Here is a 21,042-nt window from a genome sequence, read left to right as displayed (position 1 = left end):
ATCAGCTTCTATAATCAGTTTTCATACGGAGGAAATACGATGGCACTTATAAATGGAGATGATAGGGTTGACAAAGGAAGAATGGTACGCCCGGCTTTTTGAGCGTCTGGGAAGGTCGAAATTTCGCAGTGGATTTCATTTGACACAGAAAGATATCGACTATATACATGAAAAGGGGCTGGATACCATAAGACAGCATGCACGGGATTTCATAGCGCAGAGGGAAGCTCCGGCATTCATACCAAATGACGGAAAGCAGACTCCCATGCGGGGACATCCGGTGTTTGTGGCACAGCATGCCACGGCTACATGCTGCCGGGAATGCATACGTAAGTGGCATACATTTGCCCCGGGAGTGGAGCTTGGTCCAAGACAGCAGGAGTATCTGGTGGATGTTATCATGACCTGGATAGAGAGGGAGCTGGCAGCTGCGGAAGAGAAAGTGGCAGAAGAAACAGCGACTGAAGATGCAGTGACATCGCAGACTGGAAAAGTGATGGCAGATGAGGCGGTGACGTTGCAGGCCAGAAAAGAGATGTCAAATGATATAAAAAGGCCATAAAAATGTATGTTTTCTACCAGTAGTGTAATGACAAATAATTATATCTGTGGTAGAGTACAGTTTAGGTGGTCAAATAAAAGAAGAAAATCAGGACACACCAATAAAAAATGACTTAGGAAAAGGAACCCGGAAGGGTAGTCAGGAAAGGAAAGAATCATGTTAAGTATAGTTTTCGCTAAATACATACCCCGAGAGTTTAATAGTGATGTGGCAGGGAATACTTTATATACAGATGATAAGCTGCGTGAACATATGTACTCATATGGTACAGGGCGAGAGCGTACGGAACATGATCATACAAATATGCTGACCTGAATGATCTGAGCAAATACATAACAGATCAGATAGGTTTCGATAGACTGAGATCAGCCAGATCTATCAGCATTTATAGATTGGAATCATGATGTACGAAAAAGCGTCCATCCATGTGAGTATTATAGAAGTATTCATGTGGATGGGCGTTTTTTGCGTGTTTTTGAACTCGTCTTTGTGAAGAAGAAATCTGTCACAATTGTAGCAATGCAGATGAGATGAGAATTTTGGGAGGGAAGTATTATGTGTAATGTACCAACAATTGACATGACAGGAACAGGCAGAAATATTGTGAAGCTTAGACAGAATGCAGGTTTTTCTGTAAAGGATCTGCAGGATATATTTGGATTTGCCACTCCAAATGCGATATACAAGTGGCAGAAGGGTATGGCTATGCCAACCGTAGACAACCTGATCATTCTGGCCGCCATCTTTGGTGTAACAGTGGATGATATCATTGCAGTAAACATCTGCTCGACAGTTGGAATCAGTGCGTAACATAAAAGAAGTTGACATATTCATGCTTATAAAGGCGGACAGCGGTAACTACGTTGCCCGCCTCTTTTATATTCCTGTATGGGGTCAGGCACCTCCGTTCCCAGGGGGTCAGGTACCTCCGTCCCCATAAGGGAGAAAATTGGGGGTTGACTTGGAGTCTGCTCCAAGTGCTATATTCAATATTGGATGGATTCAGAGAAAGAGGTGGCAATATGACTATCAAAGAAGTAAGTGAAAAGTTTGATATCACCGCTGATACGCTTAGGTATTACGAGAGGGTTGGGCTTATCCCTCCTGTAGCGAGAAATGCCAACGGCAACAGGGATTATCAGGAAAAGGACGTCAGCTGGGTTGAACACACCGTATGCATGAGAAATGCTGGGGTTCCGATAGAGGCGCTTATTGAATATGTAAAACTGGTCCAGATGGGAGATGCTACATTTGGCGCGAGGCTGGATCTCCTTAAGGAGCAGTATGAGAAGCTTGAGGAGCAGAGAAAACAGATCGAAGCCACCATGGATAGATTACATTACAAGATATCCAAATATGAGGAGGCCGTGAAGACCGGCAAGCTTGTATGGGACAGGAAAATTACCGATGGCGAATGCACTATGTAAAAACAGGAGGATAAAGAAAAAATGTATATTGAAAATATCAACGGACCACAGGATGTAAAGAAACTGACAGTAGACGAGATGGGAACACTTGCAGACGAGATGAGACATGCACTTCTCATCAGAGCTAGCAAACACGGCGGACATTTTGGACCAAACTTTGGTATGGTTGAGGCAGCCATAGCACTTCACTATGTATTTGAATCACCAAAGGATAAGATTGTGTATGACGTGTCACACCAGAGCTATCCGCACAAGATGCTTACTGGAAGAAAGGATGCATACCTCTATGAGGAGAACTATGATGATGTGACTGGTTACAGCAACCCGCATGAGAGCGAGCACGACTTCTTCACGGTTGGACATACTTCAACATCCATCAGTCTGGCTGCAGGCCTTGAAAAGGCAAGGGATCTCCAGGGGGCAGAGGGCAATGTGATAGCGGTGATAGGCGATGGCTCCCTGTCAGGAGGAGAGGCCCTTGAAGGCTTGGACTACGCTAAAGAACTGGATGGCAACCTTATCATAGTTGTAAATGACAACGATATGTCCATAGCCGAGAACCACGGAGGACTCTATACAAATCTCAAATTACTCAGAGACACTAATGGAACAGCAGAGTGCAATCTGTTCCGCGCCATGGGACTTGATTATTATTACGTGCATGAAGGCAATGATGTGGCAGCCCTCATAGACACATTCCAGAAGGTAAAAGATTCAAAGAAGCCTGTTGTGGTCCACATCAGAACCCTCAAGGGAAAGGGTTATGCCCCAGCTGAGGAGCACAAGGAGCAGTGGCACTACAGCGGACCATTTGACATAGAGACAGGAAGATCGTTATTTGAAGGTGACGAGGAGGACTACTCAAGCGTGTCCTGTGATTACCTGCTTGACAAGATGAAGAAGGATCCAAAGGTCGTTGCCATCACAGCGGGAACACCGACGGTTATAGGATTTACAGAGGATAAGAGACGTGAGGCCGGAAAGCAGTTTGTCGACGTGGGAATCGCAGAGGAGACAGCGGTGGCACTTGCGTCGGGAATTGCAGCAGGCGGCGGAAAACCAGTGTTCGGTGTGTACAGCTCATTTGTGCAGAGAACATTTGACCAGATATCCCAGGATCTCTGTATCAACAACAATGCAGCCACTATAGTGACATTTGCAGGATCTGTATATGGAATGAATGATGTGACACATCTGGGATTTCAGGATATCCCTATGCTTTCAAATATCCCGAATCTTGTATATCTTGCTCCGACAACAAAGGAAGAGTATATTGCTATGCTTGACTGGAGCATAGAGCAGAATGAGCATCCTGTGGCCATCAAGCTCCCAGGCGGTGCAATGGTAAGTGGAAGCCCTGTGACGAAGAACTTTGGAGATCTGAATAAATATGAGGTGACACAGAAGGGAAGCAAGGTTGCCATACTCGGCCTTGGAACCTTCTACAGTATGGCAAATGCTGCAGCAGACGAGATGAAGAGTGAGCTTGGTATAGATGCCACTGTCATCAATCCTTACTATATCACAGGTCTCGATGAGGAACTTCTTGAAAGCCTCAAGGCAGACCACTCAGTTGTCGTCACCATCGAGGATGGTATACTGGACGGCGGATTCGGTGAGAAGATTGCAAGATTCTATGGCGATTCAGATATGAAGGTGCTGAATTATGGTCTTAAGAAGGAATTCCTTGACAGGTACGATGTCGAAGAGGTTCTTAAGGATAATCGTCTTGATGCAGAGATGATCGCGGAGGACGTTAAGGGACTTTTGTAAAGTGTATGATTATCTATGATATATATGTTTGTGTGAATAATTTATTAGTAGAAATATAGAACAGACATAAAATGCCCCATATAATTCTGAAATTTTTTATTTCCAGAAATTATATGGGGATATTTTATTCGAATGTCTGATCATGATATGATGCCGCGTTCTGTCAGAATGGATATAGCACCTTCGGCGTTTGCTATACTCTGCACTGTTTTTTCAAAGAATGAGCATCTTAATGCAATCTTAATACAGCACACCGGATCATTACACCGTTTTTTTATATTTCATAATATACTCTTTATAAACAAACAAAAACAGGAGAAGTATATATGTCTGAAATTACACATAGAAAAAAGCGACTGTCATCCTTTAAGCTGATCGTTTTGGGCTTTGCCGGGGTTATTCTGATCGGAGCACTGATATTGATGCTGCCGTTTTCATCGACTGCCGGAGTTGTTACGCCGTTTCACGAGGCGCTGTTCACATCGACCTCGGCCGTTTGCGTTACGGGGCTGGTCGTGCAGGATACGGGCAGTTATTGGTCCGCTTTCGGGCAGACGGTAATACTGCTGATGATCCAGATAGGCGGGCTCGGTGTTGTGACAGTTGCGGCATTTTTCGCCATGCTGTCTGGCAGAAAAATATCGCTGATGCAGCGCAGTACCATGCAGGACGCCATCTCTGCCCCGAAGGTCGGCGGGATCGTCCGCCTGACCCGCTTTATTGTACGGGGAACTTTTTTGATCGAGCTTATCGGAATGATCGTCATGCTGCCGACATTTTGCGGAAACTTCGGTATCAAGGGAATTTGGATGGCGGCATTTCATTCGATTTCCGCCTTTTGCAACGCCGGCTTTGACATACTCGGCACCGCAGAAAACAAATACCCGTCTCTTACGGGATACATCGGAGAGCCTACAATAAACATTGCAATTATGCTTTTAATTATTGTGGGCGGTATTGGATTTTTGACCTGGGACGATATTTGCACAAACAAGTGGCATTTCAAAAAATACCGTATGCAAAGTAAGGTCATATTGGTAACAACGGCAATCCTCATTATCGCTCCCGCAGTATTCTTTTTCTTCTGTGATTTTACGGGGCTGCCGCTCGCCGAAAGGATTCTTGCGTCGCTTTTTCAGTCTGTCACACCGAGAACCGCCGGTTTCAATACCGCCGATCTTCCCGCTATGACCGGTTCCTCCAAGGCAATTATGATTCTGCTGATGCTCGTCGGCGGATCGCCCGGCTCCACGGCAGGCGGTATGAAAACGACCACGCTTGCCGTTCTGATTCTGAGTGCATTCTCCGTCTGTTGCAAAAAGGACGATGTCGAAGTCTGCGGCAGGCGCATTGACGGTTCGGCAGTGAAAAACGCCGCAGCCGTTGCCGTAATGTATTTCCTGCTGTTTTTTGTCGGCGGCATTGTTATCAGCGCGGCAGAAGGTCTGCCGCTTAGCACCTGCCTTTACGAAACGGCGTCCGCTGTCGGAACGGTCGGGCTTACCCTTGGGATCACACCGCAGCTCGGTGTTCTTTCTCAGCTTATTTTGATCGTCTTGATGTATCTTGGCAGAGTCGGCGGACTTACCCTGATTTACGCGGCGATCTCCAATAAAAATCAGAGCGGTGCAAAGCTGCCGCTCGAAAATATCACAGTCGGATAAAGGAGTTACTATATTATGAAAAACATATTGTTGATAGGTCTCGGCAGATTCGGTAGGCATATCGCTTTGCAGCTGAATAAGCTCGGGCATGAGGTGATGGCGGTAGACAGCAACGAAGAAAGGGTCAATAAAATTCTGCCGATCGTTACTAACGCACAGATAGGTGACAGCACAAACACGGAATTTTTAAAGTCGCTCGGAATCGGAAACTTTGATGTGTGCATAGTCACCATAGGAGGAAATTTTCAAAATTCGCTGGAAACCACTTCTTTGCTGAAAGAACTCGGCGCAAAATTAGTTGTATCCCGTGCCGAGCGTGATGTGCAGGAGAAATTTCTTCTGCGTAACGGAGCGGACGAGGTCGTTTACCCAGAAAAACAGGTAGCAAATTGGGCTGCTATTCGGTACACCGCCGATCACATACGGGATTACATCGAGGTCGATGAGGCTCATGCCATTTTTGAGGTAGAGGTTCCGGAGGGGTGGATCGGAAAAACCGTCGGAGAGCTGGATATCCGCAGAAAATACAGCATCAATATCATGGCGACCAAGGAGAACGGAAAAATCAATATGGCAGTTTCACCGGAAACCGTTCTTACGAACAAGACCACTCTTTTGGTTCTCGGTGCTTACAAAGAACTGCAAAAGTGTTTTCGCATTTAACAGAGGTGAGTGAGGATGGCTGAACTATTGCTGATCGTCAGCCTGCTTGGCATATTTGCTTTCGGATTTTATCTTATGAGCAGGCTGGATCGATTTCTTGAAGAAAACAGAAAAGCATTGTTAAAGGAAAACGAATCCCGTGAGCCTTCCGAAATTCTGCTGCCGCAGGGGCTGTCCGAAAGTGAAATATTATGTGAGATCCGCCGTTTTCGTGAAACGCACGGAAATGTCGATATTATTCTTTCCGATGGGCAGAAGAATGATTTTTAGACTGCGGTAGATTTTTTTACAGTTTTACTGTATAATAATAAAATAAAAATGGCGGTGAAACCGATGAAAGTACAAAACGAACAGTCAAAATTCGATACAGACGAGCATATTCTTGTCTGCCTATCCTCTTCGCCATCCAATGCAAGGATCATACACACCGCCGCAAAGATGGCTAAGACCATTCATGCAAGATTTACCGCCATCTATGTGCAGACGGATACGGTCATAAATGATGAGGATCAGTCCCGACTTTCGCAGAACATACAGCTCGCGCAAAGGCTCGGCGCCGAGATCGTTATGACGCACGGCGAGGATGTACCGCTGCAGATCTCGGAATATGTCAGGCTTTCCGATGTCACAAAAATTGTGATCGGGCAAAGCAGTGCCAGACGCAGATGGCTGTTCGGAAGACCGACTCTCACTGAAAAGCTGATCTCCTCCGCCCCCGATGTTGACATTCATATTATTCCCGATGCACTGAACTACACAAAGCCGCACAGACGCCGTCTGTTCTTAGGTGCAGAGATACCGTCGCTGCGGGATATTGCCGTGACCGTCCTGGCGCTTGCCGTATGTACGGCGATCGGGTTTCTGTTCGACCATCTCGACTTTCCCGATACCAATATCGTTACGGTATACATCCTAGGTGTGCTGATGATCTCCGTTTTGACCAAAGGATACCTTTGCAGTATGGCAGGCTCACTTCTAAGTGTTGTATTGTTCGGATTTTTCCTTACCGAACCCAGGTTGTCCTTTCAGACATATGCCGTAGGCTATCCCGTTACCTTTGCAGTCATGCTGGCGTCTTCCGTTCTCACCGGCACGCTTGCCTCGAAGCTGAAAGATCATGCAAGGCTCTCGGCTCGCTCCGCGTTCCGTGTGCAGGTGCTGTTCGACACTGATCGTCTGCTGCAAAAAGCAAAAAGCAACGATGATGTTTTAAGCGTGACCTGTATGCAGCTCTCGCGGCTGCTTGACCGCAGTATTGTTGCCTATACGAAAGGCGAAAACGGAATGTTGTCCGGGCGGCTGTATGCCGAAAAAAAGGATACACACGCTGAAAAGCTGCTAAGCGATGCAGAGCGGCAGACCGCAGAATGGGTGCTTCAAAACGATTGCCGTGCAGGAGCAGCGACAGCACAGTTTGGAAAATCCGAATGTCTTTATCTTGCGATCCGTGCAGGCGGCAGAGTATACGGTGTAATCGGGATACCGATGAAACCCGAAAGACCCGATTCATTTGAGAGCAGCATCGTACTGTCGGTTGTGAACGAATGTGCGCTGGCAATGGATAATGCTCACAACGCCGCCGAAAAGGAACGGGCGGCAGATCTTGCAAAAAGCGAGCAGCTGCGCGCCGACCTTTTGCGGTCGATCTCACACGATCTGCGCACGCCGCTTTGCTCCGTTTCGGGTAATGCGGACACGCTTTTGCATAACGGAAACTGCCTGGACGAAGCAACCAAGCAGCAGATCTATAAAGATATTTATGACGATTCCGAATGGCTGATCGGCGTGGTGGAAAATCTGCTGTATGTTACACGGCTGAATGACGGACGCCTGAAGCTGGAGCTTACCGACCAGCTTGTAGACGAAGTGGTCAACGAAGCCGTTTCGCACTTGAAGAAAAAATCCGTCGGACACAAGGTGACGGTAAGGTGCGACGATTTGATCCTTGCCCGTATGGACGCACATCTTATCGTGCAGGTCATTGTCAACCTTATTGATAATGCTTTGAAATATACCGAACAAGGCTCCGAGATCTGCGTAAGTGCCGAAAAACAGGGTGGGGATGCCGTGATCCGAGTTACCGATAACGGAAACGGAATTGCAGACGATATGAAGCCGCATATTTTTGAGATGTTTTACACCGGAAAAAATACCGTCGCAGACAGCCGCAGAAGCTTCGGGATCGGGCTTACCCTGTGTAAATCTATCGTAGAGCTGCACGGCGGAACGCTGACGCTTACGGATAACGTACCGCACGGCTGCATATTTACCTTTACTTTACCGCTCAGCGAGGTGACTCTGAATGAATAAACCCCTTGTTCTCGTTGTGGAGGACGACCGTCCCGTCCGCAATCTGATCGTAACAACATTAAAGGCGCACGATTACCGCTACCTGACCGCGGAGAACGGACACAGCGCTATTATAGAAGCGACCTCCCATAACCCGGATATCGTTCTGCTGGATCTGGGGCTGCCGGATATCGACGGCACACAGGTGATCGAAAGCATCCGCTCATGGTCAAATATGCCCATTATTGTGATCAGTGCGCGCAGCGAGGATAAAGACAAAATCACGGCGCTGGATGCCGGGGCGGACGACTATCTGACAAAGCCCTTTTCCATAGAGGAGCTTTTGGCACGCCTTCGGGTCACGCAAAGACGGCTGCTGCTGCTTCAGGCAAGCGGCGACGCCGACTCACCCGTTTTCCAAAACGGCAAGCTTAAAATTGATTATGCTGCCGGCTGCGCTTATCTAAATGGGGAGGAATTACACCTGACCCCGATTGAATACAAGCTTTTGTGTCTGCTCTCTCATAATGTCGGAAAGGTGCTGACGCACACCTATATCACGCAGCAGATTTGGGGCAGCAGCTGGGAAAAAGATATTGCTTCTCTGCGGGTGTTTATGGCGACCCTGCGCAAAAAGCTGGAGTCGCAAAAGGACAGTCCGCAATACATTCAGACGCATATCGGCGTCGGTTACCGTATGCTGCGGGTAGACTGAGAAAAGCGAGGGAACAAGGATTTGAACCGATATGCAATAGAAAATCTTTTCGGAATTGAAGGGCTGAATATCGCTTGGTACGGACTCATTATCGCCTGCGGTATGGTGCTTGGCTTTGCTTTGGGGAGTATAAAACACAGCCTGTGCCAATTTGCCGTCCGAAACCTTAATCAAAGATCAAAATTTTTTCTAATCATTTTCCTGTTAGCTATAAAAAAGCACAACGCCACAGAGTTTTAAATCTCTGTGGCGTTGTGCTGCTCTCAATCGGTCACTTTTTGAAAGTGTCCTTATGTGAGCCTGCCTTTTATGCGGCTTTGAGCGGGGTTGCCGCAAGGATGGATTTGGAGCCAAAATAGTGTTACCCTATAGTAAAGATGATACAAAATGATAAATGTAAGTATGGCTTACGGTCACATATAAATGGGAGGCGCGTAAAATGTGGATATTATTTGCAGTGAGTTCTTCGTCATTTGCGGGGATCACGGCGATACTTGCAAAATGCGGTATAAGAAAGACGGATTCTGATGTGGCGACGGCTATAAGGACAGTTGTGGTTCTGCTGTTTGCTTGGCTGATGGTTCTTGTCACAGGAGCCTGGACTGCAGACACACATATCAGCGGTAAGACACTTCTCTTTCTGATCCTCTCCGGCCTTGCAACTGGAGCATCCTGGCTGTGTTATTTCAGGGCGCTGCAGAAAGGGGATATCAACAAGGTCGTTCCCATAGACAAATCAAGCACCGTGCTCACGATTCTGCTTGCCCTCATATTCCTACATGAGGGGATCACCTGGGTTAAGGGTATCTCAATAGTTATGATAGGTGTGGGCACCATGCTTATGATCACCAAAAAGAAAACTGCAGATGATCAGGAGATGTCAGGGAAAGATGTCGAATATATGTCAACAGACGGTGGCAGTGTGGCACAGAAACAGCGGGGAATGGGACTTTTGCATGGCAGCTGGCTGCTGTACGCGGTGCTCTCAGCTGTCTTTGCCAGTTTGACAGCGATACTCGGCAAGGTAGGGATATCGGATATCAACTCAAATCTGGGCACGGCGATCAGGACAACGGTGGTTCTTGTCATGGCTTGGCTTATGGTGTTTGTGTCAGGAAAACAGCATGAGATAAAGGGCATAGAGAAGAAGGAGCTGCTGTTTATTGCGCTCTCCGGAATAGCCACGGGAGCATCCTGGCTGTGTTATTACAGGGCACTTCAGGACGGACCGGCAAGCGTGGTAGTACCGATAGACAAGCTGAGCATGCTCATCACCATTGCATTTTCAGGAATCGTGTTCCACGAAAAGCTGACCAAGAAAGCGGCTGTTGGCGTGGTATGCATCACTGCTGGAACTCTCTTAATTGCCATGAATTTCTGAATATTTTACGGTCTATTTAGAAAGTATTTATAGTTTCTTCCTGTGGATTTTATATCTATCGTTTACACTATATACAACGAAAAAGATATAGAGGATACATTTGTACATGAGAAGCTTATCAAGCTGTGCTTGATGGCAGAACAGGCAGGAGGCGTTAAATATGAGAACAGCAGACCATATGAATCTGAGCAGATATATTATGGATCACATGGATGCCGGCGCATCTAAGCTGCAGAAGGCGGCGTTCATATTTGGCAGCATAGAGCCGGATATCAATATGCTGACTTATTTCAGGGGCAGCATCCGTGACGAGGAGAAACTTAGAGGACACAATTACGAAAATGTCATGAAGTATATGGAAAAACTTACAAAGAAACTTGAGAAAGGCGGAATGGGAACTGTCAGACAGAGCTTTCTTCTCGGAAAGCTTGTTCACTATGTGGCGGATTCATTCACATATCCGCACAACAGTATATTTTCTGGGAATCTTAGAGAACACTGCCAATACGAGACAGAGCTGCATGACTATGTGAATCAGATGATATCATCCGATAATGTAAATTTAGATAGTATTGATGATGGAATAGATATAGTTGAATATCTTGAGGAAATTCATTACAGATATGTCAGTGAGGCTCTGGGATGCGAGAATGATTACAGACATATCACACATGCAATATCCGTGGTTACAGAGCGGTTCTGGCAGACAGAGAGTGTGTCAGTGCCATCCATGCGTGATGTTGCAATTGCATGTAAGGAACATATGCCGGTTACGGCAAATGCAAGTATGGCAGCAGCTGGCAAGATTGGAATGGAGTCTACAGGGGTGGCGTAGGATAGCACGCCGTAAAAAAGTCCAGTATATCGAAATTGAGCCGACAACAAAGACTTGGTTAAGAAACTTCATAAAAACAACAAAACAGCTTGAGAAAAACAATTTAAAATTACCTCTTGCATTATTTTCTGAAGTCTGCTATTATAAATCACGACAAAGGCGTCAAATGAATCGAAAAGATTCGTTTGGCGCCTTTTCGCGTATGTAGTACCGGGAGAATGAGATATCGCATCCTTCGGGTGAATAAAGGTTAAGGAGGAAGAAACTATGAATACGGGAGATACTGGTTTTATTATGATCTGTGCGGCTCTGGTGTTCTTCATGACACCCGGACTTGCATTCTTCTACGGAGGCCTCGTCAGGAGGAAAAATGTTGTAAATACCATCATGGCATGTACAGCCATCATGGGACTTTCAGTTGTCATGTGGGTGCTGTTCGGTTACTCGCTCTCATTTGGCACGAACCACGGAGGTGTTATAGGAGATCTCAAGTGGTTTGCACTTAACGGGATAAAGATGGATGAGGCTGGTCCTTATGCGGACAATATACCTCACCTTGTATACGTTGCATTTCAGATGATGTTCGCCATGATCACACCGGCGCTTATCACCGGCTCACTGGTCGGACGTGTGAAGTTCAAGGCGTTGTTCTTCTTCATCATGCTCTGGTCGATCATCGTTTATTACCCAATGGCTCACATGGTATGGGGCCAGGGTGGTTTCCTCGGAGAGATCGGATCAGTTGATTTCGCGGGAGGAAATGTAGTGCATATAAGCTCAGGTGTGAGCGCCCTTGTATTCTCTATCATCCTTGGAAGAAGAAAGGGATACGAGAACACAGCATACAGAGTTCACAACATTCCATTTGTCGCACTCGGTGCATTCATTCTTTGGTTTGGATGGTTCGGTTTCAATGCCGGAAGTGCCCTCGGCGCAAATGGTCTTGCAGCACATGCATTTATGACAACAGCGATTGCCAGTGCCAGCGCAATGCTCTCATGGATGATAATAGATGTTATAAAGGACGGAAAGCCTACTCTGGTCGGTGCATCAACAGGTCTTGTAGTTGGTCTTGTGGCTATAACACCTGGTGCAGGATTCGTACCGATCTGGTCATCATTCATCATCGGTGCACTTGTCAGCCCGATCTGCTGCTTTACAATCTCATTCCTGAAGGGTAAGCTGAAGATAGACGATGCACTTGATGCATTTGGATGTCATGGTATCGGAGGTATCTGGGGAGGTATCGCAACAGGTTTATTTGCAAAGAGCTCGATCAACAGTGTAGCCCGTTGGGATGGTCTGGTATTTGGCGATGTACATCTGTTCCTGGTGCAGCTTTTAGGTATCGTTGTAACAATCGCGGTAGCCATAGTCGGAACACTTATCTGTCTTGGGATCGTGAGACTCTTCACACCACTCCGTGTAACAGACAGAGAAGAGAAGGTAGGTCTGGATATCTCAGAGCACGGTGAGAGTGCATATCCAACATTCAATGGACTTGATTCGTAGGAAGATGCAATTGCGAACCAGATATGTATAGATTGTTGAACTGATTTAGAATACCAATCAGGGAGCGCTTCCGCTTAACTCAGGCTGCAGCGGTATATGCAATAGAGAGGGACCCGCATAGCGGGAGAGTTGGCTGTTGCAGGTAATCGAAGATTACCTAAGGACCGGCGCCTTCGTATATCCCTGAGTTGGTAGTGCTAAACAATCTCAACTAGGTATATGTTATGAGGTTCGAATTGCATGTTTATTGGTATAGATAGATTTTAGAATAAGGAAGGAGAGATCTGATATGATGATAAAGGTTGAGGCTATCGTGCGCGAGGAGGTCTTTGAGGACGTCAAGGAAGCACTGAACGCTATAGATGTAAATGGAATTACAGTGTCTCAGGTTATGGGATGCGGAGCACAGAGAGGATATAAGAAGCTTGTCCGTGGTACTGAGGTAGATGTGGTGATGCAGCCGAAGATCAAGTTTGAGATAGTTGTGTCATCTGAGGAATGGGAGAAGAAGACCATCGAGGCTATCCAGAAGGCGGCATATACAGGCGAGGTTGGAGACGGCAAGATATTCAGCTACGAGATCCGTACTGCAACTAAGATCCGTACAAAGGAGAGCGGATATGATGCGCTGAATTAAAAGTTTATAAATTCTTTACCAAATACTAGTCGGGAATCCTTTGACAATCAAAGGGTTCCCGTGTTATTATGTCGGAAATATCAGGGAGTAGTTCACATCGGTTATAAGATGTTGTGCGATCTCGTCATCACGTTTTCTGGCTGGGACATACCTGTGCAGGGAACCGGGACGCACGCTTTCGGAGTATATATAGTAGTGTATATAGAACTTGAAAGGAACGAGACTTTTATTGTGTGTTTATCATGCAATGAAGGTCTCGTTCCTTTTTCTTTGCATGACACACACAACCTGTTTACAGAGATTAAGAAGAAAAGGAGTCTGGTGTGTATGACAGAGAAAAATTTTTGGAACTGTTCCGGTGATGAATTACTAAAAGAATTCAGGACAGACAGCCGCGGACTGTCGACGGAGCGGGCAGAGGAGATCCGCAGTGAAAAGGGAGAAAATGTTCTCCAGGAAGGCAAGAGAAAGAGCACATTACAGGTGTTCCTCAGCCAGTTTTGTGACCTGCTGGTGATCATACTGATCATAGCAGCGGTCATTTCTATGTTTTCTGACAATATCGAGAGTACCATAGTAATCTTGGCGGTACTCGTCATGAATGCTGTGCTTGGAACGGTGCAGCATGTGAAAGCTGAGCGTTCGCTTGACAGTTTGAAACAGCTTTCATCCCCAAATGCAAAAGTTATGAGAGATGGTGTGAAGCAGGAGCTTCCGTCCCGCGAGATAGTTCCGGGTGATATCGTGCTGCTCGAGGCGGGCGATATGATAGTTGCCGATGGAAGGATACTCAGGAACTTCTCACTCCAGGTAAATGAGAGTTCACTCACCGGAGAATCTACAAATGTGGAAAAGAATGATGCAATAATAGAAGGTTCCGTGCCTCTTGCAGACAGGACAAATATGGTGTATTCAGGAAGTCTTGTTACATACGGACGAGCAGAGGTGCTTGTGACCGGAACAGGAATGGATACGGAGCTCGGTAAGATCGCAGGACTTATGAATGCGGCAAAGGAAAGAAAGACTCCGCTTCAGGAGAGCCTTGACAAGTTCAGTGCAAGGCTTGCGGCATTCATCATGATCGTGTGCGCGCTGGTATTTGTCCTCTGTATATACAGGAAGATGGCGGTGCTTGATTCCATGATGTTCGCAGTCGCCCTTGCAGTTGCAGCTATACCTGAGGCTCTTGGTTCGATAGTTACCATCGTGCAGGCATTTGGCACCCAGAAGATGGCGAAGGAGAATGCGATCATCAAGAACCTCAAGGCGGTTGAAAGCCTTGGATGCGTGTCAGTCATCTGCTCAGACAAGACCGGAACACTTACACAGAACAAGATGACCGTGCAGGAGATATATCTGGATGGAAAACTTTACAAGCCGGAGGAGCTTGATTCCCATAACCAGCTCCACAGATATCTGCTATATGATGCGGTTCTCACCAATGATTCCAGCATAGTGGATGGAAAAGGAATAGGAGATCCGACGGAATATGCATTGCTTGAGATGTTCCGTCAGGTCCACATGATGCCAGGCATGGAGACGGATGGTACAGGTATCTCTGTTCCTGCGGAGACTGTAAAATGGAGTCTGAAGGAGGATGTACTCAGGGACTGCATGGACAGAATGGAGGAGGTTCCGTTCGACTCGGACAGAAAGCTTATGAGTACAAAGTATCTGCTTCATGGGGTTCCGACCATACTCACCAAGGGTGCTGTGGATGTGCTGCTTGACAGATGCGTGAGCGTGAGATACAGCGATGGCGTAAAGCCTATGACAGATGAAGAAAAAGCGAAGATCAAGGCTCAGAACAAGGCATTCTCAGAGAATGGCCTCCGTGTACTGTCATTTGCATATAAGGAAAGTGATGAGGTACTGGGAGTTGATACTGAGTATGGATTTACATTCCTTGGACTTGTGTCCATGGTGGATCCGCCACGCCCGGAGTCTATGGCAGCGGTTGCCGATGCAAGGCGTGCGGGCATAAAGCCGGTCATGATAACCGGAGACCACAAGATCACAGCGGTTGCCATAGCGAAGCAGATCGGAATATACGAAGATGGGGACATGGCACTCACGGGAGAGGAGCTTGACGCTCTGTCTGATGAGGAGCTTGCACGTGACATAACAAAGATATCTGTATATGCCAGGGTGTCACCGGAGAATAAGATAAGGATAGTCGATGCATGGCAGAAGAACGGCAATATAGTAGCCATGACAGGCGATGGTGTCAATGATGCCCCTGCACTCAAGAAGGCAGACATAGGTGTTGCCATGGGAATAACCGGCACGGAGGTGTCCAAGGATGCGGCGGCTATGATACTCTCAGATGACAACTTTGCAACCATCATCAAGGCGGTGTCAAATGGACGAAATGTATACAGGAACATAAAGAATGCGATACTGTTCCTGCTGTCAGGAAACACAGCTGGAATACTGGCGGTGCTTTATACCTCGATAGCGGCCCTGCCTGTTCCGTTTGCACCTGTACATCTGTTGTTCATCAACCTGCTCACAGATTCTCTTCCTGCGCTCGCGATAGGAATGGAGCCGGCTGATCCATCGCTGCTCTCAGAAAAACCGAGGGATCCTAAGAAGGGAATACTGACATCTGACTTTATGGCAAAGATGCTCTCGGAGGGCCTTCTCATCGCTATAGCGACCATGACAGCATTCCATCTTGGCCTGCCGGTGAGTCCGGCAAAAGCCACTACCATGGCATTTGCAACACTGACACTCGCCAGACTGTTCCACGGTTTTAACTGCAGAAGTGAGGAGTCGATGTTTAAGCTTGGATTTAGATCAAATAAATACAGCGTATATGCATTTTTAGCCGGAGTGGCATTTCTGGCTGCGGTCCTGTTCATACCGGGACTTCACAGTCTGTTCAGCGTGGTAAGTCTTGGAGCGGCGGATGTGCTGAAGATAGCGGGACTTGCATTTGCACCAACTGCGATAATACAGATCATTAAGGCCATACAGGACAAGAGGAGATAGACATGCTGGAGAATATTACATTTTCATATTTTGCAGAGCAGGTTGTGAGCCATCCGGCGCTTTTGATCGCCGTTCTGCTGACACTTGGAGTAATTCTGGTAAATGGATGGACGGATGCACCAAATGCCATAGCGACGTGTGTGTCTACCAGATGCATAGATGTGGATAAGGCGATAATTATGGCGGCTGCCTGCAATTTCCTTGGGGTGCTTATCATGTCGCTTGTCAATTCAAAGGTAGCCATGACTATCAAGAACATGGTGAATTTTGGAGGTGACACAGACTCGGCGATGATCGCTCTGTGTGCGGCAATGACGGCGATCGTAATATGGGCAATCGGTGCATGGGCATTCGGCATACCGACAAGTGAGAGCCATGCCCTGATAGCCGGACTTACGGGCGCAGCCATAGCACTTCAGGGAGGACTGGACGGTGTAAATCCTTCAGAGTGGATAAAAGTAATATATGGTCTTGTGCTGTCAACCGTTCTCGGATTCGCAGTCGGATTTGTGGTGTGCAAGCTGCTCACGGTTATCTGTTACCGCTTTGACAGAAGAAAGACAAATGCTTTCTTCTCAAAAGCACAGGTGGCCGGCTCGGCGGCGGTGGCATTCATGCACGGAGCCCAGGATGGCCAGAAGTTCCTGGGAGTTCTCCTGCTTGGGCTGTTTCTCGTAAATGGACAGAGCAGTGCAGAAAATGTAACGATACCAATATGGATGATGATACTTTGTTCGGTTGTCATGGGACTTGGAACATCGATTGGAGGAAAGAAAATCATCAAGTCTGTTGGAATGGATATGGTAAAACTTGAGAAATATCAGGGATTTGCGGCTGATCTGTCGGCGGCACTCTGTATCCTGCTCTCGACGGTATGCGGAATCCCGGTCAGCACCACCCATGTGAAGACGACAGCCATCATGGGCGTGGGTGCTGAGAAGAGGGCATCTGCGATCAACCTCAAGGTGGTGCGTGATATGGTGCTCGCCTGGGTGCTCACATTTCCTGGCTGCGGTGTCATAGGATATGGCATGGCAAAGCTGCTGATCGTGTGGCTGGGGTAGTTTGTAGGTGGTTGAAAATGCAGGCGCCACCTAAGGACCGGCGGCTGCGTATTCCCCTGATTTGGTAATGCAAAAATCACTTACACTATTACAGCTTATGAGTTTTTCAATCACCTACGAATATAGAGTTTTGATTATAAGGAGAAAAACTATGAAGAAGAAAAAGGACGAGTTTTATTTTAAAAATCTGAATACATGTGTGGAGATCTCGTATCAGGCTGCGGAGTTTCTGAAGAACGTAGTCGTGGATTTTTCGGTGGACACCATCAAGGAAAATCTTGATCGTATGCATGAGCTTGAGCAGAAGGCCGATGGCAAGAAACATAAGATGATGACTGTGCTCAGTCAGGCGTTCATAACACTGATTGAACGGGAGGATCTGGTTGCCTTGTCTAACTATCTGGATGATATTACCGATGCTGTTGAGGATGTGTTCCTGCAGATTTATATGTGCAATGTGGATACTATCAGAGAGGATGTACCCCAGATGGTAGAACTGCTCCTCGAGTGCATCAAGGCACTGCAGGATGTGATCGGAGAATTGAAGAGATTCAAGAGTTCAAAGACCATTGAGCAGAGCATAATCAGGGTAAATGATCTTGAGGAGCAGGGAGACAGATTGTATGTGGAGAATATGCACAGACTGTACGGTGAGAGTGACCTTAGGACTGTGGTCGTGTGGAAAAACATATATGCCTGCATAGAGAACTGTATGGATGTGTGCGAGCACGCGGCGGATATTGTGAACACAGTGATCATGAAAAATTCGTAGGATGAGATTATTGCAAGTATAATAGCGGATAGAAACATTTACGAAAAATTCTAGGATTGTAATAAAAAATTTGTTATATTTATCAAAAATTAGAAAAAGCAGAATATTCTATTGAATAAAATCAAAGTGAGAATATAATAATCAAAGGGTTAAAGGGTGGTTTGAATATACAGAGTAACTATATCTGTGTATCGAACCTCCTTTTTTATGAAAAAGGCTCGATATGTGGAGGTTGTATACAGGCATGTATACCAAGGTTGTGAATCGTTGCTCCATATGTGTATGATAAATATATAGAAGGAAGACAAAAAAGATGAAATATTTGAAGCAGTTTCTTATAATCCTCGCCATATCCTTTATCGGTGAGATACTTAAGTACATAGTTCCACTACCGATTCCGGCGAGTATATATGGTATGGTTATCATGTTTATCTGCCTACAGACCAAGATCCTCAAGCTGGACGATGTGAAGAGTGTGGGCAAGTTTCTCATAGAGATCATGCCGGTCATGTTCATACCAGCTGGTGTGGGCCTTATGTCGTCGTGGGGAACGCTTAAGCCTGTGCTTGTGCCAGTCAGCGTCATAACGGTGGTTGTCGTCATAACGGTCATGCTTGCTTCAGGCTGGGTATCACAGCTTATAATAAGGAGAGACAGGAAGAAGGAGACTGAAAATGAGTGATATGTTTGAATCGTCCATATTTGCAGGGGTGACTATAAGCCTTCTGGCATATATGTTTGGAAGTGTACTTAAAAAGAAACTTAAGATAGCTATACTTAACCCACTGTTGGTGTCCATCATAGTGACTATAGTGGTGCTGGTTGTGGCTGATGTGGATTACGATGTGTACAATGAAGGCGCAAAGTATCTGAGTTGGTTCCTCACACCGGCTACAGTGTGTCTTGCAATCCCACTCTATGAGCAGTGGGAGCTTTTAAAGCACAATTATAAGGCTGTGCTCGGCGGTATAGTTGCCGGAGTTATAACGAGTCTGACTACAGTCCTTGTGTTGTGCAAGGTCATGGGACTTTCCCATAAAGATTATGTGACACTTCTTCCGAAGTCCATAACCACAGCTATCGGAATGGGTGTCTCGGAAGAGCTTGGCGGATATGTGACCATCACGGTTGCAGTCATAGTTGTGACCGGAGTGATCGGCAATATAATCGGAGAGATCGTGTTCAAGATATTCCGTATTAAAGAACCTATATCAAAGGGACTTGCCCTGGGATCATCAGCCCATGCCATCGGAACTGCCAAGGCTATGGAGATCGGCGAGGTTGAGGGAGCCATGAGCAGTCTGTCGATTGCAGTTACGGGAATACTTACGGTTATACTTGCATCGGTGTATGCACATTTTATGTAATGGATATAATTGGAGAGAGTTATACTTTTCGTATCTCTCTGAGCTTATATGCAGCCATGAGCTGGAATCTGACCTCCGCATTGGAGAGATCATATTCCAGCTCTTCTTTTATTATCCGGAGCCTGTAATTTATCGTATTCCTGTGGCAGAACATTTTCTCAGAGATGTGCTGAACACTGCCGCTGCACTTAAGATATTCGTACAGAGTGTCCGTCAGAGCTGAGTGATGGTTTTTGTCGTACTCTATGACACCACCGAGCTGCTCTGCGATAAATGAGTGTATGAGCTGGGCATCATTAACTTCCAGAAGAATACGCAGGAATCCGAGACTGTTGTAATCACAATATATGTTGTCTGCGGTAAATTCCCTTGCAGAAACTGCACGGCGGTAACTCAAGGGGAGTTCTGTCAGGGACAGAACCGGGCTTCCGGAACCCATATGTATGCTGCGGTCCGGGAATCTTGCCGCCAGAGCCTCTGCGATGTCACTGCATTTGTCTGCGATGGATCCAGAGGAAGGGCATCTCAGGATAACTGTCGGATTGCCATCATATACAAATGCATGGAAGACAAGATCTGTATTGTTGCAGACCTTCTGCAGGATATACATGAACTCATCTGTTGCTTCTGTATCGATGGACAGAACGTTGTAGCAGCCATTGTTGAATCCGGAGCCTTTTATTGTGTCAGTCTGCTCGTCGGTCAGGGAATTCCCCATGAGGATATTCTGGAATGCTGCGGTCATGTTGCCATCATCCCTGGAGTCTTCAAATATCCTGTTGTAGTAGTCGTGGGTGATATCGAATATCCTTGTATCCCATGGCATGGTAAAAAGAGGAAATGAATAGCGGTAGCACAGTCTGACGATCTCATCGGTTATGTCCTCCTCAAATATATATCTGCCGGTATTCAGAATGAGTCCGCAGGTTCCCCTCTTTATGAGCTCTTTGATAAATGCCCTGAGCCAGTCCTCGCGTTCACCGGAGGTCACGCCGGTTGTGATGATGAGTTCCCCTCCGTTCAAGAATGTGGATGTGGATATATCCTCTGATATGTATACCCAGCTTACGATGTTCTCCATTCCCTTTCCACCGGATATCAGGTTAAGGTTGTATTTTCGTTTGGTATCATAGTACAAATCTCTCAGAAAAATGGCCATGTCAGTGTTCCCTCCTGTATTACGCGCACATATATAGTCTTGCGAAAAGCACATTATATATTATTATTACTGCATATCAGACCTGTGTCAATGGTGGAAAATGTGCTATGAGCACAAATGCGTTCTAATATTTTGTGCCTGGGGAATATGGCATAACACCTACGGTTGTGCGATTCTATATGCAGAGTAAAAAAGACAGCCGGTGTTTCAGAAAGGAAGCCTGACCCT

18 protein-coding genes and 1 pseudogene are annotated in these 21,042 nt (G+C 46.5%); 18 read left to right on the top strand and 1 reads right to left on the bottom strand.

All coding sequences use genetic code 11. The annotated features are described in order from the left end of the window. Positions 1 to 67: 67 nt before the first annotated feature. From DWW70_RS05345 to DWW70_RS05255, 18 genes and pseudogenes are all read left to right on the top strand, one after another. Positions 68 to 445, top strand: a pseudogene (locus DWW70_RS05345) (DUF4186 domain-containing protein); the annotation flags it as partial. A gap of 672 nt (positions 446 to 1,117) precedes the next feature. Then, positions 1,118 to 1,372, top strand: coding sequence for a helix-turn-helix domain-containing protein (locus tag DWW70_RS05340; protein WP_015534224.1), 255 nt, complete (start codon positions 1,118 to 1,120; stop codon positions 1,370 to 1,372). Between the two features lie 212 nt (positions 1,373 to 1,584). Continuing rightward, on the top strand, positions 1,585 to 1,989 hold the full coding sequence (locus tag DWW70_RS05335) for a MerR family transcriptional regulator (protein WP_118649391.1): 405 nt from the start codon (positions 1,585 to 1,587) through the stop codon (positions 1,987 to 1,989). A gap of 21 nt (positions 1,990 to 2,010) precedes the next feature. Then, entirely contained in the window at positions 2,011 to 3,762 is a 1,752-nt protein-coding gene (locus tag DWW70_RS05330) for a 1-deoxy-D-xylulose-5-phosphate synthase (RefSeq protein WP_118649390.1), read from the top strand. Between the two features lie 326 nt (positions 3,763 to 4,088). Next, on the top strand, positions 4,089 to 5,426 hold the full coding sequence (locus tag DWW70_RS05325) for a TrkH family potassium uptake protein (protein ID WP_118649389.1): 1,338 nt from the start codon (positions 4,089 to 4,091) through the stop codon (positions 5,424 to 5,426). A 15-nt stretch (positions 5,427 to 5,441) separates the two neighbouring features. Then, positions 5,442 to 6,089: a potassium channel family protein gene (locus DWW70_RS05320; protein ID WP_015534220.1), complete on the top strand. Its 648-nt coding sequence runs from the start codon at positions 5,442 to 5,444 to the stop codon at positions 6,087 to 6,089. Positions 6,090 to 6,104: 15 nt separating this feature from the next. Next, positions 6,105 to 6,359: a hypothetical protein gene (locus DWW70_RS05315; RefSeq protein ID WP_015534219.1), complete on the top strand. Its 255-nt coding sequence runs from the start codon at positions 6,105 to 6,107 to the stop codon at positions 6,357 to 6,359. 63 nt (positions 6,360 to 6,422) lie between these two features. After that, on the top strand, positions 6,423 to 8,399 hold the full coding sequence (locus DWW70_RS05310; protein WP_118649388.1) for an ATP-binding protein: 1,977 nt from the start codon (positions 6,423 to 6,425) through the stop codon (positions 8,397 to 8,399). Then, positions 8,392 to 9,093, top strand: a complete 702-nt coding sequence (locus DWW70_RS05305) for a response regulator (RefSeq protein WP_015534217.1) — start codon at positions 8,392 to 8,394, stop codon at positions 9,091 to 9,093. The genes DWW70_RS05310 and DWW70_RS05305 overlap by 8 nt, the downstream gene beginning before the upstream one ends. A 439-nt stretch (positions 9,094 to 9,532) precedes the next feature. After that, entirely contained in the window at positions 9,533 to 10,474 is a 942-nt protein-coding gene (locus tag DWW70_RS05295) for an EamA family transporter (RefSeq protein WP_118649387.1), read from the top strand. Between the two features lie 160 nt (positions 10,475 to 10,634). Continuing rightward, positions 10,635 to 11,309 carry a zinc dependent phospholipase C family protein gene (locus tag DWW70_RS05290; protein ID WP_118649386.1) on the top strand — a complete coding sequence of 225 codons (675 nt, stop codon included), beginning with the start codon at positions 10,635 to 10,637 and terminating at the stop codon, positions 11,307 to 11,309. A gap of 267 nt (positions 11,310 to 11,576) precedes the next feature. Then, complete coding sequence (locus DWW70_RS05285; RefSeq protein ID WP_118649385.1) at positions 11,577 to 12,821, top strand: ammonium transporter; 1,245 nt, start codon at positions 11,577 to 11,579, stop codon at positions 12,819 to 12,821. Positions 12,822 to 13,110: 289 nt separating this feature from the next. Further along, positions 13,111 to 13,458: a P-II family nitrogen regulator gene (locus DWW70_RS05280; protein ID WP_004850656.1), complete on the top strand. Its 348-nt coding sequence runs from the start codon at positions 13,111 to 13,113 to the stop codon at positions 13,456 to 13,458. Between the two features lie 327 nt (positions 13,459 to 13,785). Next, a complete protein-coding gene (locus DWW70_RS05275) occupies positions 13,786 to 16,452 on the top strand; it encodes a cation-translocating P-type ATPase (RefSeq protein ID WP_118649384.1) in 2,667 nt (888 codons plus the stop codon). A gap of 2 nt (positions 16,453 to 16,454) precedes the next feature. Continuing rightward, positions 16,455 to 17,516, top strand: coding sequence for an inorganic phosphate transporter (locus tag DWW70_RS05270; protein WP_118649383.1), 1,062 nt, complete (start codon positions 16,455 to 16,457; stop codon positions 17,514 to 17,516). Between the two features lie 151 nt (positions 17,517 to 17,667). Further along, positions 17,668 to 18,288 (top strand): DUF47 domain-containing protein, encoded by a 621-nt coding sequence (locus DWW70_RS05265; protein WP_158576514.1) that lies wholly within the window; start codon positions 17,668 to 17,670, stop codon positions 18,286 to 18,288. Between the two features lie 313 nt (positions 18,289 to 18,601). Further along, on the top strand, positions 18,602 to 18,970 hold the full coding sequence (locus tag DWW70_RS05260; RefSeq protein WP_118649381.1) for a CidA/LrgA family protein: 369 nt from the start codon (positions 18,602 to 18,604) through the stop codon (positions 18,968 to 18,970). Next, positions 18,963 to 19,655 (top strand): LrgB family protein, encoded by a 693-nt coding sequence (locus DWW70_RS05255; RefSeq protein ID WP_015534210.1) that lies wholly within the window; start codon positions 18,963 to 18,965, stop codon positions 19,653 to 19,655. Before DWW70_RS05260 ends, DWW70_RS05255 begins: the two co-directional genes overlap by 8 nt. Positions 19,656 to 19,674: 19 nt before the next feature. Here the strand turns inward: DWW70_RS05255 and DWW70_RS05250 are convergent, their stop codons facing one another. After that, positions 19,675 to 20,814, bottom strand: a complete 1,140-nt coding sequence (locus DWW70_RS05250; RefSeq protein ID WP_158576513.1) for a PucR family transcriptional regulator — start codon at positions 20,812 to 20,814, stop codon at positions 19,675 to 19,677. Between the last annotated feature and the right edge of the window lie 228 nt (positions 20,815 to 21,042).

The sequence above is a fragment of the Coprococcus sp. AF16-5 genome, assembly GCF_003479365.1.
GTDB classification, from domain to species: Bacteria; Bacillota; Clostridia; order Lachnospirales; family Lachnospiraceae; genus Coprococcus; species Coprococcus aceti.
The sequence above is the reverse complement of the archived record's forward strand: the minus strand, read 5'-3'. Positions and strand labels throughout refer to the sequence as shown.

Bases quoted from the DNA above. Each gene is read 5' to 3' on its own strand.
- DWW70_RS05290 (WP_118649386.1), top strand. From the start codon at position 10,635: ATGAGAACAGCAGACCATATGAATCTGAGCAGATATATTATGGATCAC.
- DWW70_RS05260 (WP_118649381.1), top strand. From the start codon at position 18,602: ATGAAATATTTGAAGCAGTTTCTTATAATCCTCGCCATATCCTTTATC.
- DWW70_RS05330 (WP_118649390.1), top strand. From the start codon at position 2,011: ATGTATATTGAAAATATCAACGGACCACAGGATGTAAAGAAACTGACA.
- DWW70_RS05305 (WP_015534217.1), top strand. From the start codon at position 8,392: ATGAATAAACCCCTTGTTCTCGTTGTGGAGGACGACCGTCCCGTCCGC.
- DWW70_RS05270 (WP_118649383.1), top strand. From the start codon at position 16,455: ATGCTGGAGAATATTACATTTTCATATTTTGCAGAGCAGGTTGTGAGC.
- DWW70_RS05280 (WP_004850656.1), top strand. From the start codon at position 13,111: ATGATGATAAAGGTTGAGGCTATCGTGCGCGAGGAGGTCTTTGAGGAC.
- DWW70_RS05340 (WP_015534224.1), top strand. From the start codon at position 1,118: ATGTGTAATGTACCAACAATTGACATGACAGGAACAGGCAGAAATATT.
- DWW70_RS05315 (WP_015534219.1), top strand. From the start codon at position 6,105: ATGGCTGAACTATTGCTGATCGTCAGCCTGCTTGGCATATTTGCTTTC.
- DWW70_RS05295 (WP_118649387.1), top strand. From the start codon at position 9,533: ATGTGGATATTATTTGCAGTGAGTTCTTCGTCATTTGCGGGGATCACG.
- DWW70_RS05325 (WP_118649389.1), top strand. From the start codon at position 4,089: ATGTCTGAAATTACACATAGAAAAAAGCGACTGTCATCCTTTAAGCTG.
- DWW70_RS05275 (WP_118649384.1), top strand. From the start codon at position 13,786: ATGACAGAGAAAAATTTTTGGAACTGTTCCGGTGATGAATTACTAAAA.
- DWW70_RS05310 (WP_118649388.1), top strand. From the start codon at position 6,423: ATGAAAGTACAAAACGAACAGTCAAAATTCGATACAGACGAGCATATT.
- DWW70_RS05285 (WP_118649385.1), top strand. From the start codon at position 11,577: ATGAATACGGGAGATACTGGTTTTATTATGATCTGTGCGGCTCTGGTG.
- DWW70_RS05265 (WP_158576514.1), top strand. From the start codon at position 17,668: ATGAAGAAGAAAAAGGACGAGTTTTATTTTAAAAATCTGAATACATGT.
- DWW70_RS05255 (WP_015534210.1), top strand. From the start codon at position 18,963: ATGAGTGATATGTTTGAATCGTCCATATTTGCAGGGGTGACTATAAGC.
- DWW70_RS05320 (WP_015534220.1), top strand. From the start codon at position 5,442: ATGAAAAACATATTGTTGATAGGTCTCGGCAGATTCGGTAGGCATATC.
- DWW70_RS05335 (WP_118649391.1), top strand. From the start codon at position 1,585: ATGACTATCAAAGAAGTAAGTGAAAAGTTTGATATCACCGCTGATACG.
- DWW70_RS05250 (WP_158576513.1), bottom strand. From the start codon at position 20,814: ATGGCCATTTTTCTGAGAGATTTGTACTATGATACCAAACGAAAATAC.